The organism is Mangrovihabitans endophyticus (assembly GCF_014646155.1).
Taxonomy (GTDB): domain Bacteria; phylum Actinomycetota; class Actinomycetes; order Mycobacteriales; family Micromonosporaceae; genus Actinoplanes; species Actinoplanes endophyticus.
This window is the reverse complement of the sequence record NZ_BMMX01000004.1, coordinates 25182-40880: the sequence shown is the minus strand read 5'-3', so window position 1 is coordinate 40880 and position 15699 is coordinate 25182. Positions and strand designations below refer to the sequence as shown.

Genomic DNA, 15699 nt, shown 5'->3' with positions numbered 1-15699 from the left:
CGCCGCGTCCGGAGCCGCCGCGTCCGGAGCCGCCGCGTCCGGAGCCGCCGCGTCCGGAGCCGCCGCGTCCGGAGCCGCCGCGTCCGGAGCCGGTTCCGGAGGCGCTGCCTCCGTTGACGGCGCGGGCGGGGCCGACGTCGCGGTGGATGCTGGGTGGTCGGGCTGATTCGCGGAACCACCCGGTGTCACGTCGGCCATGGTGTCAGCCTAGCCACCCCCGCGTCGCCCCGGCCGCGGAGAGGAGAGATGAAGCCGGTCGATGCCAGGGCAAGTCATCGGGTCGGGGAGGGACCGGCCCCGGGGCGGAAACGACCCGTGGGTGGGCGACCGCCTCGGGGACGGCCGTGCCAGCCGACCGCACGGCGGACCAGACGGGGCGCCTCGGCGTGCTCCACCCCGGTGGCGCGCAGCAGATCGGTCGCGGTCGACCGCACCTGCGCCACGACGACGCCGCCGGAGAATCCGACACCCTCGTCGTACGCCTGACCGGATTCCGCCGCGGCGCGCAACGCCCGCTCCCGCGTGGCCTCGGGTTCCACCCCGCGGGCCCACTCCTGCTTCAGCAGCGTGACGGCGTCACCCAACAACCGGATGGAGCCGGGCAGCACGGGCGGCACGGTCTCGTCGTCGCCCAGGGCGGTCAACGCACGCCGAGTGAGCACTCGCGCGTTGCGCAGCGCATACGCCACATGGTCGGCGCCGTCCATGTACTGCGCCAGGGCACCCCGGCTGCGCCACCGCGCCGGGGCGAAGGCGACGTTCTCCTCCGCTGCGGCCACCGCGGACGCGAACCCGGCGAAGGTTGTCTCGGCCGCCCGCAGCCCGTCCAGGGCGTTGCGGACCACGCCCTCGTCTTCCTGATCCAGCCCGTCGGCGACCAGATGCAGACCGTCGGTGAGTGCGGTGAGCGCGGGCTCGGCGGCGCGTCGCACCACGGACAGCGGGTTGAGCGGCAGCAGCAACGTCATCACGATCAGGCCGATCGCGCCCCCGACCAGGGCGTCCAGGAAGCGCGCCCAGGGCAGCGAGGTGGCCGGTGTCAGGGTGGCGACCAGCACCGCCGACGACGCCGACTGCACGACCAGAGGGGTCCCGCCGCCGACCACCGTGGCAGCCAGGATGGCGAGCACGACGATGAGTCCGAGCTGCGCCGGGCCGGTGCCGATCAGCAGGATCAACGAGTCACCGATGCCGATGCCGATGGCCACCCCGACGACCAGCTCGCTGGTCCGCCGCCACCGCTGGCCCACCGATGACGCCAGGGTGATGACCGCAGCGATCGGCGCGAAGAACGGGGTCTGGCGCCCGATCAGGTCGTGCGAGACATACCAGGCCAGGGCCGCGGCGACGCCGGCTTGCAGGGCGAGGATGAAGCCGCCGCGCAGGCGCCGGAGGGCACCGGTGAGCCCGGAGGCGGATCGGCCACGCAGACCGGCCAGTGCGGCCGAGACCCGGCGCTGGACCTGGTCCGGCCCGGTGACGTCGTCCGCCATGACGATCAGCCTACGGGAGGCGCCGGGACTGCCTCATCGATCGGCTTCGAGCAGGTTCCCGGTGAAGCCACGCACGTCAGGTACGCCGATGCGAGCGGCGTCCGCGGTCAGGTCATCCGGCATGGTCTGGGACTCCCGCTCGGCGGCCACCCTGGCCAGGTAGTGCTCGACCTCCCGCTCGCGGACCGCCTTGTCCCAGCCCAGCGCGTCGCCCATCACCGCGGCCGCGTGCCGGGCCGTCTCGGTGCCGCGGTGCGCGGTCTCGATCGAGATCCGGGTACGCCTGGTGAGCACGTCGTCCAGGTGCAACGCACCCTCGGCCAGGCTCGCGTACGCGATCTCCGCGGCCAGATATTCCGGGGCGCCGGGCAGCGGGGCGGACAGCGTCGGATCGGCGGCAACCATGGCCAGCAGATGGGTCGCCAGCGTGCCGTACCGCTCCAGCAGATGCTCGACCACGCCGGCGGTGACACCGTGCCGCCGCGCGATGTCCTGTCGTTCCCGCCACGCCGCGGCGTATCCGTCCGCGCCGAGCAGCGGCAGCTCGTCGGTGCGGGAGGGCAGGTGCGCACCGCCGAGCCGGCGCACCGCCCGGTCGATCACGTCCGCGGCCATCACCCGGTAGGTGGTGTATTTGCCGCCCGCCACCAGGAGCAGACCGAGCATCGGCTCGACCACGGCGTGTTCGCGGGACAGCTTCGACGTGGAGTCGGCCTCGCCGGACAGCAGGGGACGCAATCCGGCGTACACGCCCTGGATGTCGTCGGTGGTGAGCGGCCGCTCCAGCACGGTGTTGACCTGGTCCAGCAGGTAGCGGATGTCCCGGGCGGACGCGGAGGGATGCGCGCGGTCGAGCTGCCAGTCGGTGTCCGTGGTGCCGATGATCCAGTGGCCGCCCCAGGGGATGACGAACAGCACCGAGGTGGGCGTCCGCAGGATGAGGCCGGCTTCGCCGGTGATCGCCGACCGCGGCACCACGAGGTGCACGCCCTTGGAGGCGCGGACCCGCATGCCGGGGCGCACGCCGACGTCGCTGAGCATCTGCGACATGTCGTCGCTCCACACTCCGGTGGCGGCGACGACCGTGCGCGCCCGGACGTCGAACTCCGGCCCGCCGGGGGCCTCCAGATCGCGGAGCCGGACGCCGACGACCTCGCGAGCCTCCCGGACGAAGCCGGTGACGCGGGCGCTGGTGACCACGGCCGCGCCGAGGCTGGCCGCGGTGCCGGCCAGGTTGACCACGAGACGCGCGTCGTCCACCTGCCCGTCGTAGTAGCGGATGGCGCCCACCACCTTGTCGGCGCGCAGGCTGGGGAACAGATGCCGGGCGCCGCCACGGGTCAGGTGCCGGTGCAGCGGCATGCCACGCCCGTGGCCCACGATGCCGGCGAACGCGTCGTACGCCGCCACCCCCAGCCCGTAGTACGCGCGGTTCCACACCCGTGCCGGAGGCGCGGCACTGGTCAACGGCACCAGGATGGGCACCGGGCGCACCAGGTGCGGCGCGATCCGGGTGGCCAGCAGGCCGCGCTCGGTCAGCGCCTCATGGACCAGATGCAGTTCGAGCTGTTCCAGATATCGCAAGCCGCCATGGATGAGCTTGCTCGATCGGCTGGAGGTACCCGCGGCGAGGTCACGGGCTTCCACGAGGGCGACCTTCAGGCCGCGTGAGGCGGCGTCCAGCGCGGCACCCGCGCCGGTGACGCCGCCGCCCACGACGAGCACGTCGAACTGCTCGTCACGCAGTCGGCGCAGATCGGTGGCGCGCCGGGTCGGGGAGAGCCGACCGGCCGCGAACCGGGAGACCGAGGAATCACGCACCCGTCCCACGGTAGCCGCTGGCCGCCCCACCGCCGCGGGAGCGGCTCCGCGACGCGCGCGCCCGATCCAGCATTTCGGCCACCGATCCGGCCGGGTCGGTGATCGGGTACTGCACGGAGCGAATCGTCGCGTCCGGGTCCACCAGCAGCGACAGCCGCTTGAAGCGATCCACTCCGGCGGCCCGGAAGGTGGGCAGACGCAGTCCGGCCGCCAGCCGCCCGTCCGCGTCGGACAGCAACGGAAAGGGCAGGGCGGCGTGCGCGGCGAGGGCCGCCAACTGGTCGGGGCGCTGGGTGCTGACCCCGCGCACCGCCACGCCGAGGGCCTCGAAGTCGGCCGTCCGGGCGGCGTACGTCAGGGATTCGAGGGTGCAACCGGGCGCCCCGGGGATGTCCCCCCAGCCGGGCGGATAGTCCGGTGCCGAGGGCGCGAAGGCGCCGGGGAAGAAGTAGAGCACGGTCGGCGAGTCGACAAGTGACGGATCGGGCAGGCGGCGGCCGATCATGGCGTGTGCGCGGCGGGTCTCGGCCGCGGTGGCGGCTCCGGTCAGCGTGCCGTCGCCGAGCACGTGCCGGTCGCCGAATTCCTGCAGCGCGACGAGCACCGGCAACACGCCCTCGCCCTTCGCGGTGAGCAGGTAATCGTGCCGGACCGGCCGGTCGCTGTACGGCTTGCGGATCAACACCCCGTGGTCGACCAGGGCGGACAGCCGCTCGGCCAGGGCGCGCCGGCTGACGCCCAGCTCGCGCTGCAGGGCGTCGAACCTGGTCACGCCCCCGGCGATGTCCCGAATGAGGAGGAACGTCCAGAAGTCGGTGAGCACGCCGAGCGCCTGGGCGATGCCGCAGTCGGCATCGGCGGGGTCGACGCGTCGCATCTCGCCGATTATAGTCCGTTCCAAAATGAAACCCACGGGGAACGGGGGCCGGATGGGCGTGTTCTGGCGATGGTGGACGGCCGGCACGACCAGCGGACTGGGGTCGGCGGTGGGCGCCGTGGCGCTCCCGCTGACCGCACTCACCGTGCTGCACGCCTCGGCGTTCGAGATGGGCTTGATCTCCGCCGCGGGCTACCTGGCATACCTGCTGATCAGCCTGCCTGCCGGGGTCGTCGTGCAGCGGCTGCCGTTGCGCGGCACACAGGTCGGCGCCGACCTCACCCGCGCCGTGGCCGTGACGTCGGTGCCGCTCGCCTGGTGGCTCGGCGCGCTGACGGTGGCACAACTGATGGCGGTGGCGCTGGTGATCGGCTTCGCCGACGTGTTGTTCGACGTGGCCAATCAGACGTTCCTGCCGCACATCGTGCCGCGCGCGCAGTTGCAGGCCCGCAACAGCCTCAATTCCGGCACCCACGCGGCCACCCAACTGGGCGGGCCGCCCCTGGGCGGCGTCGCCGTGCAGGCGTTCGGGGCGGTGCCGACCCTGCTCGTGGATGCGGTGAGCTACATCGCATCCGCCGCGTTGCTGCGTTCCCTGCCGAGTCGCCGCGCCGAGCCGTCCACCGGCCGCCCGCCGATGGCCGAGCTGATTCGCCAGGGATGGCATTTCGTGGTCCGGCATCCGGTCATCGGACCGGGCATGTGGGCCGCGACGGCGGTGAACTTCGTGTGCGGCGCCCAGCACGCCCTCTTCCCGTACTACCTGGTGCGTGAGCTGCACGCACCGCCCGGACTGGTCGGCGCGCTGCTCGCCGCGGACGGGTTGGGCACGCTGATCGGCGCGGTGCTGACCACCCGATTCACCGACCGCTTCGGCACCGCCCGGGGGCTGGTGATCGCCGGCTTTGTCGGGGTGGGCGGGGCGTTCCTGCTCCCGGCGGGCAGCGGCACGACCGCCTACCTGGCGTTCGGCGCCGGCACGCTGATCTTCGCCGGGGCGGTGGTGGTGCTCAGCGTGACCAACCGGACGTACCGGCAGACCGCCAGCCCGCCCGAACTGCTCTCCCGGGTGATCGCCACGATCAAGTTCGTCTCCTGGGGTGCGATCCCGATCGGCGGCGTCGTCGCGGGTGCCCTAGCCGGCGCGGTCGGCGCGCGGACGACGCTGTTCCTCTTTGCGGCCGTCTCCGTGTGTGCACCCGTGGCCTGGCTGCTCTCGCCGGTGCGCGGGCTGCGGGACCTTCCGCTGGATGTCGCGCCGCGGCGGGCGACCGCGTCGACGGACGCCTAATCCACGGCGGTGAACTCGGCCCGAGACGAAAGCGGGCCGCCCGAGGGCGGCCCGCTTCATCGTGCTTGATGGGGACTGGACTCAGAAGTCCATGTCTCCGCCCGGAGCACCGCCGGCCGGGGCCGGGGTCTTCTCCGGCTTGTCCGCCACGACGGCCTCGGTGGTGAGGAACAGCGCGGCGATCGACGCGGCGTTCTGCAGCGCCGAACGGGTGACCTTGGCCGGGTCGATGATGCCCGCGGCCAGCAGGTCGACGTACTCACCGTTGGCGGCGTTCAGGCCGTGGCTGGTCTCCAGGTTGCGCACCTTCTCCACCACGACGCCGCCCTCAAGGCCGGCGTTCACGGCGATCTGGCGCAGCGGAGCGTCCAGCGCGACCTTCACGATGTTCGCACCGGTGGCCTCGTCGCCGACCAGGTCCAGCTTGTCGAACGCGGTCTTGCCGGCCTGCACGAGCGCGACGCCACCACCGGGGACGATGCCCTCCTCGACGGCCGCCTTCGCGTTGCGAACGGCGTCCTCGATGCGGTGCTTGCGCTCCTTCAGCTCGACCTCGGTGGCCGCGCCGACCTTGATGACCGCAACACCGCCGGCCAGCTTGGCCAGACGCTCCTGCAGCTTCTCGCGGTCGTAGTCGGAGTCCGACTTCTCGATCTCGGCACGGATCTGGTTGACCCGGCCCTGGATCTGCTCGGCGTTGCCGGCACCGTCGACGATGGTCGTCTCGTCCTTGGTGATGACCACCTTGCGGGCCTGGCCCAGCAGGCTCAGGTCGGCGTTCTCCAGCTTGAGGCCGACCTCTTCGCTGATGACCGCGCCACCGGTGAGGATGGCGATGTCCTCCAGCATGGCCTTGCGGCGGTCGCCGAAGCCCGGAGCCTTGACGGCGACGGACTTGAAGGTGCCGCGCACCTTGTTGACCACCAGGGTCGCCAGGGCCTCGCCCTCGACGTCCTCGGCGATGATGATCAGCGGCTTGCCGCCCTGCATGACCTTCTCGAGGACGGGCAGCAGGTCCTTGACCGCGGAGATCTTGCTGTTGGCGATCAGGATGTAGGGGTCGTCGAAGACGGCCTCCATCCGCTCGGCGTCGGTCATGAAGTACGCCGAGATGTAGCCCTTGTCGAAGCGCATACCCTCGGTGAGCTCCAGCTCCAGGCCGAAGGTGTTGCTCTCCTCGACGGTGATGACGCCTTCCTTGCCGACCTTGTCCATCGCCTCGGCGATGATCTCGCCGACCGAGTTGTCCCCGGCGGAGATGGACGCGGTGGAGGCGATCTGCTCCTTGGTCTCGATCTCCTTCGCGAGCTGCGAGAGGTTCTCCGAGACGCTTGCCACAGCGGCCTCGATGCCCCGCTTGAGGGCCATCGGGTTCGCGCCGGCCGCCACGTTGCGCAGCCCCTCGCGAACGAGCGCCTGGGCGAGGACGGTCGCCGTCGTCGTGCCGTCACCGGCCACGTCGTCGGTCTTCTTCGCGACCTCCTTGACCAGCTCGGCGCCGATCTTCTCGTAGGAGTCCTCGAGCTCGATCTCCTTGGCGATCGACACACCATCGTTGGTGATGGTGGGCGCGCCCCACTTCTTCTCGAGCACGACGTTGCGGCCCTTGGGGCCGAGCGTCACCTTGACGGCGTCGGCGAGCTGGTTCATGCCCCGCTCGAGGCCGCGACGAGCTTCCTCGTCGAATGCGATGATCTTGGCCATACGGCTGTGTCCTCCTGGACTTTCACAGGATCTCTGCGGACGTCGCCACCTGGCGATGCGACGTCCTCAGGCCGAGCCGGATAGCCCGCGACGACCGGCACCGTGCCGGGTCACCGATGGCGGCGCCCGACCGGAACCCCACCGTCCCGACCTGCTGGCACTCACATAGTGCGAGTGCCAATGACCTGTTTAGCACTCCCCCGGGGCGAGTGCAAGCAAACTCCCCCGCACCACCGACCCGCGCGGCGGGCGATCGCCGCCGTGCGCATCGGAAGTCGGCAACCCGGTTGCCGGGCCCGCCGGGGGCGGGTAGGCAGGCAGCATGACCACCAACCTGGCAACCCGATGACCACCACCCTGGCCCCGAACCGGCACACCGGCACCGTGCACCGGGTGACGCCCGGCGACGCGGCCCGGATGCGCGCCCTGCGCCTGGAAATGCTGGCGGACAGCCCACTGGCCTTCCTGGAGACGCTCGCGCAGGCGGCGGCACGTCCGCACGAGGATTTCCGCCGCCGCGTCACGCAGGCGTCCGCCGGCGGCGGCCTGGCCCAGTTCGTCGCCGACCCGGGTGGCCCGCTGATCGGCCACGCGGGCGGCACCGTGTTGCCCGAGGAGCCGGGCGTCACGGTGGTCTTCGCGGTCTACATCACGCCCGCCCATCGCGGCACCGGGGTGCTCGCGGAACTGGTCGAGACGGTCGCCGCGTGGTCCCGCGAGCACGGCCGCACCGAGTTGATGCTGGAGGTGGTGGTCGGCAACGACCGCGCCGTCCGGGCGTACGAACGGCTGGGCTTCACCGATACCGGCGTGCGCGTGCGCCACCCGGTGATCCCGGCGCTGACCGAGCTGCAGATGCGGCGGAAAGCCTGATGCACACCCGGGCCCGCACCCTGCTGACCGCCGTGAACGGGACGACCGGCGCGGGCCTGCTGCTCGCCTGGCTGTCCGGCGCCACGGTGCGGCGGGGACGCGACGGCGTCCTGATCGCCGAGGGGTATGCCCGGAGGGTCCCGGCGGCGACCTGCTTCACCGTCGGCTCGGTGATTCTGACCCGTCGCACCGCCGACTGGCTGCTCGATGAACGACGCACCGAGCTGTTCCACCATGAGAGCCGGCACGCCGCGCAATACGCCACGCTGGGCCCGCTGTTCTGGCCGGCCTACTGGGCGTCTTGCGGATGGTCCTATGCGCTCACCGGGTCATACGGCGCGCGGAACACTTTCGAGCGGCGCGCCGGACTGGCCGGCGGCGGTTATGTCGAGAAGCCGCTGCGTCCGTGGATGGCACGGGTGGCTCGCTCACCCGGACAGCGACGAGCCCGCCCCGGCAGTTGAACCGGAACGGGCTTGTCGATCAAGTTGGTCGAGAGGACGAACGCACAGCGCCTCCGGCACCGGGTCGTTGGGCCCCAACGGAGATTGTCACCAAGCTCGATTTATGGGGCCGCGTACGGCGTCACGTCCCCCCGCAGAGAGCATCCTGCCGAGAGCGTGATCCGAACGCAAGGGCTGAGCGGGGTAATCTTCGACTCCTCGTCCGATAGCCGACTACGGAGAGTCATCCGAGCAGGCCGGCGTCTCGCACGCCGCGCAACGACGGCTTGATCCGATGCGTGGGTCCGACCTGGCCGGCCACCGCGTCCAGCGTCTTGAGCCCCTCGCCGGTGTTGAAGACCACGGTCTCCTTCGCCGGGTCCAGTTTCCCGGCGTCCACCAGCTTCTTCAGCACCGCCACGGTCACCCCGCCGGCGGTCTCGGCGAACACGCCTGTGGTGCGGGCCAGCAACCGGATCCCGGCGCGGATCTCCTCGTCGTCGGCGTAGTCCATCCAGCCACCGGTGCGCCGGACCGCCTCGATCGCGTACGCGCCCGCCGCCGGGTCACCGATGTTGAGCGACTTGGCGATGCCGGTCGGCTTCACCGGGGTGATCGTGTCGGTCCCCTGGTGCAGCGCCGTCGCGATCGGATTGCAGCCCGCGGACTGCGCGCCGAACACCGTCCAGCCGTCCGCCGGGGCATCCACCAGGCCGATCTCCACCAGCTCCGAGAACGCCTTGTCCACCTTGGTCAGCAACTCGCCGGACGCCATCGGGATGACCACCTGGGACGGGATGCGCCAGCCCAGTTGCTCGGCCACCTCATAGCCCAGCGTCTTGGAACCCTCCGCGTAGAACGGGCGCACGTTCACGTTGACGAACGCGGTGTCCTCGAACTCGTCGGTCTCCACCAACTCGCCACACAACCGGTTCACGTCGTCGTACGATCCGTCGATCGCGACGAGTTCCCCGCCGTAGACCGCGGTGGTGACGATCTTGCCCTGCTCCAGGTCACCGGGGATGAACACGATCGACGGCACACCGGCGCGGGCCGCGTGCGCCGCCACCGAGTTCGCCAGGTTGCCGGTGGACGCGCAGGCGAACCGGGTGAAGCCCAGCCCACGCGCAGCGGTCAGCGCCACCGACACCACGCGGTCCTTGAACGAGTGCGTCGGGTTGGCCGAGTCGTCCTTGACGTGCACCGGCGCGGTGATGCCGAGCTCGGCCGCCAGGGCCGGAGCGGCGACCAACGGGGTGAACCCGGGATCGAGCGTGACACGGGCGGCGGCGTCCTGACCGGCCGGCAGCAGGCCCGCGTACCGCCAGATGTTCCGCGGGCCCGCCTCGATCTGGGCGCGGGTCACCTGGGCCAGCGCCGCCGGGTCGTACGCGACCTCCAGCGGGCCGAAACACTCGAAGCAGGCGTGTTGGGCGGCGAGGGGGTATTCGGCACCACAGCCGCGACAGACCAGAGCCCGTGCGGGGCTGGTGCGGACCGGTGCGGTGGTGGAGGTGGGGGCGTCGATCGCCGACGTCATGTGAGGCCTTCCTCTCATCTTCCCCCGGCGCCGGACGGCGAGCGGGGACGGAATTAGCACCTGCCGCGCGCTGGCCTCGTCATCGAGTCAAGCGCGGTGGTTGCCGGGGCGTCGTCGGGCCGTATCCCTCAGCCCCTCTGGATGAGGTATGCAGTTGTTGGAGACAGCTTACGCGGTGATTTCGTCGGCGTAACCGCGCGATCCCAAGGTGTGAGCGATGTCCCGCCGCATCAGAGCGCGGCCATCCCGGACACCTGCGTCGCCACCACGCGGTATCCGAGTCCCGCGTTGACCGCCACCATGGCGGCGTTGGATTCGTCGTTGCCGGTGTAGGCCGCGCGGACACCCCCGGCTGCGGCATGCCGCAGCGATGCGGCCTTCGCCAGGCGGGCCAGACCACGGCGCCGCCGGGCGGGAACGGTGGCCGTCATGTCCGACCACGCGCGGTCCCCGTCACGGGTGAGCAGTGCGAACGACACCACTTCCGATCCCGCCATGACGGCCGTGCTGGCGTCCCGGTCCAGCTCGTCGTCCGCCCAGACGTCGTGCCGCCAGAGCTCGAACGGCGCGGGCGCCGCCGCGACGTCGCCGGGCTCGTCGGAGGCGGCGGCGACGTCCGCCTCGTAGAGGGCACGCTCGTCGACGTCATGCAGCGGGACCAGGCGCAGACCCTCCGGCACCACCGGCGGCCCGGCCCGCATCAAGCTCAGGTCGAGGCGCGCGTACCGCAGTTCGCGTACCGGACGGAAGCCGTAGCGTTCGGCGAAACCGAGGGCTTCCACGGTGGTGGTGGCCGCCGCCCGCCGGATGCCCACCGCGCGCAGGTGACCGGCGGAGGCCGACAACAGGGCGTCACCGATGCCCCGGCGGCGATGCTCGGGATGCACGTGGAGGAGGGAGATCTGCCCGATGTCCGGTTGGGCCGCCCGCAGGTTGCGGTAGGCGGAAACCCAGCCCACTACCTCCCCCTCGGTCTCCGCCACGAATGTCGCACGATCCTCGCGGGGCAGCGGAATGGAGATCATGCGCCGGGTCGAGGCCACGCCGCGCACGAGGTACGGGTAGACGCGTGAGCGCAACGCGACCACCGCGGGCGCGTCGTCCGCGTGCGCCTGACGGATGCGGAAGTTCGCCACCGGAGAATTCTTCCAAGCGGTAAGGGATTTGGGTACGGGCCTGGCGGACGCCACATTTACGACGTGATGTCCTTGCGGGTGAACCGCCAGAACGCCAGCGCCCAGAACACCGCCGCGTAGACCACCGCGGAGATCGCCCCCTTCACCACGTCGTCGGTCTGCGCCGGAGTCGACAGCAGTCCCAGCCACGCCTGGCTGTAGTGGGTGGGCAGGATGTCGCGCAGCCCGCCGAGGGCGGTGATCTGGTCCAGGATGCTGGACAGGATCCAGAGCAGCACCGCACCGCCCACCGCGCCCAGCGCCGCGTCGGTCAGCACGGACAGCAGGAACGCCAGGCCGGCCACCACCAGCAGGGTCACCGCCAGATAGCCGAGAATGCCCAGCAGGCGCAGCACGCCCTGACCGGCCGGGATCTGCGCGGCGACGGTGCTGCTCAGCGGCGCCCAGCCGTAGCGCACCGTGCCCAGCAGCAACGCGGCGCCGGCCAACAGCACCAGCGCGAACAACGAATACGCCAGCGCCACCACCAGCTTCACCCCGAGCAGGCGCACCCGCGGCACCGGCGCGGCCAGGAGATAGCGCAGGCTCCCCCAGCTCGCCTCGCTGGCCACCGTGTCGCCACAGAACAACGCGACCACCACGACGAGCAGGAACCCGGCCGAGACGGCGAGGCAGAACAGCGCGAAGTTCAAGCCGCCGGAGGTGGCCAAGTCGACAAGGCTGCCGAACGCCTCGGCGCCACGACGGTCGTTGTCGTTCGAGCCGCCCCCGAACTCGAAGGCGAGCAGCACGATCAACGGCAGCAGGATCATGAAGCCGAGGGCGAGTTGGGTGCGCCGCCGCGACGCCTGCCGGCGGATCTCCGCCCGGATCGGCAGGGTGGCGGACGGACGATAGCCGTGCGTTGCGGATGTGGTCATCGGTCCCCGCTCCCCCGTGAGTTGTCGCCGACCAGCGCCAGGAACGCGTCCTCCAGGCGGCGCCGGGGAACCACCCGGTCGACGCCCACCCCGGCCCGCACCAGGGAGGCCACCACGTCGGCGCGCGGTGTGCCGTTCATGTCCACCACCAGCGAGCTGGGCCCCTCCGGGGTCACCGAGCGGACGTCCAGGCCGGACAGCACGCGCGACGCCTCCGGCACGTCGGACACCTCGATGGTCACCGACGGCGACTCGCCGACGATCTCCTCGACCGGCCCGGACGCGACGATGCGCCCCTTGTTCACCACCACCGCGTGCGTGCAGGTCTGCTCCACCTCGGCCAGCAGATGGCTGGACACCAGCACCGCGCGGCCGTCGGTGGCATAGCGCCGCAGCACCCGGCGCATCTCGGCGATCTGCGGCGGGTCCAGCCCGTCCGTCGGCTCGTCCAACACCAGCAGTTCGGGCATGCCGAGCATGGCCTGGGCGATGGCCAGGCGCTGCCGCATGCCGTGGCTGTAGTTCTTGGTGCGCCGATGCACCGAGTCACCCAGCCCGGCGATCTCCAGCGCCTCGGCGAATCGCGCGTCGCTCTCCGGGCGGCCGGTGGCACGCCAGTACGCCCGAAGGTTCTCGTATCCGCTGAGGTGCGGCAGGAAACCGGGACCTTCGACGAGCGCCCCGACCCGGGACAACACCGGAGAACCGGGTTCCAGCCGATGCCCGAAGACCAGCGCGTCACCCGCGGTGGGCATGGTCAGCCCCATCAGAACCCGCAGCGTGGTGGTCTTTCCGGCGCCGTTGGGGCCGAGCAACCCGACCACCTGCCCGCGCTCGACGGTGAAGCCGATCTCTTCGACCGCCACGAACCCGTCCGCGTACGCCTTGCGGAGCCCCCGCACCACCAGCGGCGTGTCCGCGTACTCGGGCAACGCCCGGTGCTCGCGCCGCCGCAGCCGCCGACCGCGCACCAGCAGGGTGACCAGCAGGCCGAGCAGGATCGCGGCGACCACCGCCGCCAGCACATACCGCCAGACGGTCTGCGGGTCGGCGATCGGCGTGCCCACCACGGTGGGCAGGGTGACCCGCGGCTCCACGGCGACGGTGTAGGTCGCGGGCCGGGCCGGAGCGAAGTATGCCTGGTCGGAGGTGGCCACCACGATCCGTACGGTGTGTCCGGCATCGAGCCGCCGGACGATCGCCGGCAGCGTGACGGTGACCGGTTGCGCGTCGCCGAGATCGCTCGGCAGACCGGTGAGCCGCACCGGGGCGACCAACCCGGAACTCAGCGTCGCCGCGCCGTCCGGGCCTACGTCGTACAGCTTGACGAACAGCGTCGCGGTGCCGGTCGCGGACGCGGCACGCAGCCGGATCACCGGTGCACCGGCGACGTCGACCGCCGCGGTCAGCGGCGCGCTCTGGTAGGCGGCGAATTGACCCGGCACGTCCCGGGTCGCCCCGTCGAGCAACCCGCTGAGCCCGCTGGAGATGCCCGGCAGCGAGGAGAGCGCGCCGGGGTTGCCGTTCGGCGGGCTGGCGATCTCCTGCGCCGGCCCGCGCACCGCGACGGCGGCGCTCCCGGTGCCGGTCAGGCCCGGGTAGGCCGGCCGCGAATAGGCGTTGGTGACCAGTCCTCGGTCCAGCGCGCTGAACCCGGCCACCCGCGAATAGGTGAAGCTGTCGGCGGGTGCCGCGCCGGTGCCCTTGAGGTAGTGGCCGAACCACTGGTCGATGAGGAAGTGGATGCGGTCCTGGTCGGTCTGCGGGCCGTCGCCGCCATCGTGGCCGCCGGTGTACCACGCCACCCGCACCGGTGTGCCGGTGGCCGCGATGCCACGGGCGTTGGCATCCGCCTCGGACAGCGGGAACAGCGTGTCCACCTCACCCTGCACCAGCAGCGTGGGCGCGGAGATCCGGTCCAGCACCGCGGCCGGGCTGGAGCGACGGAAGAGCCGCAGCGCGACATCGTCCGCCGTGCCGGAGGTGGCCGTGGCCAGGTAAGCAGAGCAGACGTCGGCCGCGAGCCGGCCGCAGGCGGGGTTGCCGCCTGCGGGGTCCGGCCCGGCCGCGGTGCTGCCGAAGAACAGGCCGGCCCAGCTCTTCTTGAACACCCCGGTAGCGGCAACGTCGGCGGACTGCGGCAGGAACGATCTCGCCAGGTCGTTCCAGGTGATCATCGGCACGATCGCGTCGACGCGCCGGTCCTGGGCGGCGAGCAGGAGGGCCAGCGCTCCGCCGTACGAGCCACCGATCACCCCCACGCGCGGGTCACCGTCCGCGTCGGTACGCACCTCGGGCCGCGCCGCCAGCCAGTCCAGCAGCCGTTGCGCGTCCTTGACCTCCCAGTCCGGACTGTCCAGGTGGATCTGGCCGGTGCTGGTGCCGAAGCCCTGCGCGGTCCAGGTGAGCACGGCGTACCCACGGGCCGCGAGGTCTTCGGCGTCGTCGCGCACCGAGTCCATGGTGCCGCCGAAGCCGTGCGCGAGCAGGATGGCCGGCACCTTCCCGGACCGGTCTCGCGGCAGGTAGAACCGGGTGGACAGGTCGACCCGGTCGGTGTCGTCCGGGCCGGTACGCACGGTGATGCGCGCGTCGGTGCTGGTCCAGGCGGGCCGGTCCGGCCACACGGCGACGCCCACCACGACGGCCAGGAGCAGCACCACCGCCGAGGCGGCGAGGATCCGGCGGCGGGTGACGCGGGGCAGGACACGACGCAGCCGCGCCGGCAGTGCTGGCATGTCTTCACGCTATCCGCGCGTCGCTGAGGCCGAGCTGTGAACCGTCCGCATCACCCGGGCGCGGCCGAATCGTCTCAGCAGCGCTGGTTGTCGGTGAAGCCGAATTGCACCGGCTCGACCGCCCCCGCTTCGATCGCCGACACCTTGTCGTCGGTCAGCACGAACAGCAACGCGTTCGGACCCTCCGCGGCCAGCCAGGCGGGGGCGCCCACCCAGTCGGCGAGTTGCTTGCCGTTCGGGTACATCTTCCGCACGCTCGCCAGCCCGGTGCCGACGCGCGCGCCCGCCGGAGTCACCGCCGCCTTGTCGGTGATCCGCAACCGCTGCAGCCGCCCGTCCCGGAAGGTCAGCGCGGGCGAGTGGTATTTCTTCGCGCCGGTGCCGGTGGTGCATCCGCCCGCGGAGACCGACACCTTGGTCAGCATGCCGGCGGCGTAGAGGTCGCGCTGTGCGACGCCGATGCGGTATGGGCCGATGCCCGCGGCGGTGAGGGTGTTCGCGCTGGTGCCCGGCCGACCCCCACCTCCGGTCGCCGGTCCGCCGGGCTTGCCCGGCTCGCCCGGCCGCCCCGAGTCGACCGGCGCCACCCCGCCGGGCCGTGCGCCACCGGGTGCGGTCGCACCCGGACTGGTCACCGCGGGCGCGGGACCGGCCGAATCGGGCGGCCGACCCGGCGCGGACGCCGACGGTCCCGCCGCGGACGGCCCGGGCGCGGTGCCGGGTGGCGACTGCGCCGCCTCGGACGAGTCGTCCTTGCCGCACCCGGCCACGGCCGCCGCCATGACCGCAGCGAGCAGCAGAATCGTCGAACGATGCCTCATCCGTTGCACCTCCACCCACGATGCTCGATACGACATTAGTCG

The 15699-nt window shown here is 71.9% G+C and carries 13 protein-coding genes and 1 riboswitch; of the genes, 3 read left to right on the top strand and 10 right to left on the bottom strand.

Features of this window, described 5'->3' with window-relative positions; translation table 11 throughout:
- The 4 genes from IEY73_RS33440 to IEY73_RS07790 all read right to left on the bottom strand — a co-directional run.
- Positions 1-198 (bottom strand): hypothetical protein (locus IEY73_RS33440; RefSeq protein WP_229715659.1); only part of this gene is annotated, 198 nt, incomplete at its 3' end.
- A gap of 74 nt (positions 199-272) precedes the next feature.
- Entirely contained in the window at positions 273-1493 is a 1221-nt protein-coding gene (locus IEY73_RS07800; RefSeq protein ID WP_189078425.1) for an FUSC family protein, read from the bottom strand.
- 33 nt (positions 1494-1526) lie between these two features.
- A complete protein-coding gene (locus IEY73_RS07795) occupies positions 1527-3314 on the bottom strand; it encodes a glycerol-3-phosphate dehydrogenase/oxidase (protein ID WP_189078424.1) in 1788 nt (595 codons plus the stop codon).
- Positions 3307-4191: a winged helix-turn-helix transcriptional regulator gene (locus IEY73_RS07790; RefSeq protein ID WP_189078423.1), complete on the bottom strand. Its 885-nt coding sequence runs from the start codon at positions 4189-4191 to the stop codon at positions 3307-3309. Before IEY73_RS07790 ends, IEY73_RS07795 begins: the two co-directional genes overlap by 8 nt.
- A gap of 25 nt (positions 4192-4216) precedes the next feature.
- Between IEY73_RS07790 and IEY73_RS07785 the strand changes: the two genes are divergently transcribed.
- Positions 4217-5482 carry an MFS transporter gene (locus IEY73_RS07785; RefSeq protein ID WP_229715658.1) on the top strand — a complete coding sequence of 422 codons (1266 nt, stop codon included), beginning with the start codon at positions 4217-4219 and terminating at the stop codon, positions 5480-5482.
- Positions 5483-5563: 81 nt separating this feature from the next.
- On the opposite strand, the gene groL is transcribed toward IEY73_RS07785, so the two are convergent.
- A complete protein-coding gene (groL, locus tag IEY73_RS07780) occupies positions 5564-7186 on the bottom strand; it encodes a chaperonin GroEL (protein WP_189078422.1) in 1623 nt (540 codons plus the stop codon).
- Between the two features lie 345 nt (positions 7187-7531).
- On the opposite strand from groL, the gene IEY73_RS07775 reads away from it, so the two are divergent.
- Both IEY73_RS07775 and IEY73_RS07770 read left to right on the top strand, forming a co-directional pair.
- Positions 7532-8059: a GNAT family N-acetyltransferase gene (locus tag IEY73_RS07775; RefSeq protein WP_189078421.1), complete on the top strand. Its 528-nt coding sequence runs from the start codon at positions 7532-7534 to the stop codon at positions 8057-8059.
- Positions 8059-8523: a hypothetical protein gene (locus IEY73_RS07770; RefSeq protein WP_189078420.1), complete on the top strand. Its 465-nt coding sequence runs from the start codon at positions 8059-8061 to the stop codon at positions 8521-8523. Before IEY73_RS07775 ends, IEY73_RS07770 begins: the two co-directional genes overlap by 1 nt.
- Before the next feature lie 223 nt (positions 8524-8746).
- Here the strand turns inward: IEY73_RS07770 and thrC are convergent, their stop codons facing one another.
- The 5 genes from thrC to IEY73_RS07745 form a co-directional block, all read right to left on the bottom strand.
- Entirely contained in the window at positions 8747-10042 is a 1296-nt protein-coding gene (gene thrC / locus IEY73_RS07765) for a threonine synthase (protein WP_189078419.1), read from the bottom strand.
- Between the two features lie 11 nt (positions 10043-10053).
- A riboswitch (SAM riboswitch) is annotated at positions 10054-10190 on the bottom strand.
- 82 nt (positions 10191-10272) lie between these two features.
- The gene (locus tag IEY73_RS07760) at positions 10273-11178 is read right to left on the bottom strand and encodes a GNAT family N-acetyltransferase (RefSeq protein WP_189078418.1); all 906 of its coding nucleotides are present in this window, start codon (positions 11176-11178) and stop codon (positions 10273-10275) included.
- Positions 11179-11234: 56 nt separating this feature from the next.
- Entirely contained in the window at positions 11235-12098 is an 864-nt protein-coding gene (locus IEY73_RS07755) for an ABC transporter permease (RefSeq protein WP_189078417.1), read from the bottom strand.
- Positions 12095-14836, bottom strand: coding sequence for an alpha/beta fold hydrolase (locus IEY73_RS07750; protein WP_189078416.1), 2742 nt, complete (start codon positions 14834-14836; stop codon positions 12095-12097). Before IEY73_RS07750 ends, IEY73_RS07755 begins: the two co-directional genes overlap by 4 nt.
- A 74-nt stretch (positions 14837-14910) precedes the next feature.
- Positions 14911-15657 carry a hypothetical protein gene (locus IEY73_RS07745; protein ID WP_189078415.1) on the bottom strand — a complete coding sequence of 249 codons (747 nt, stop codon included), beginning with the start codon at positions 15655-15657 and terminating at the stop codon, positions 14911-14913.
- Positions 15658-15699: the final 42 nt, after the last annotated feature.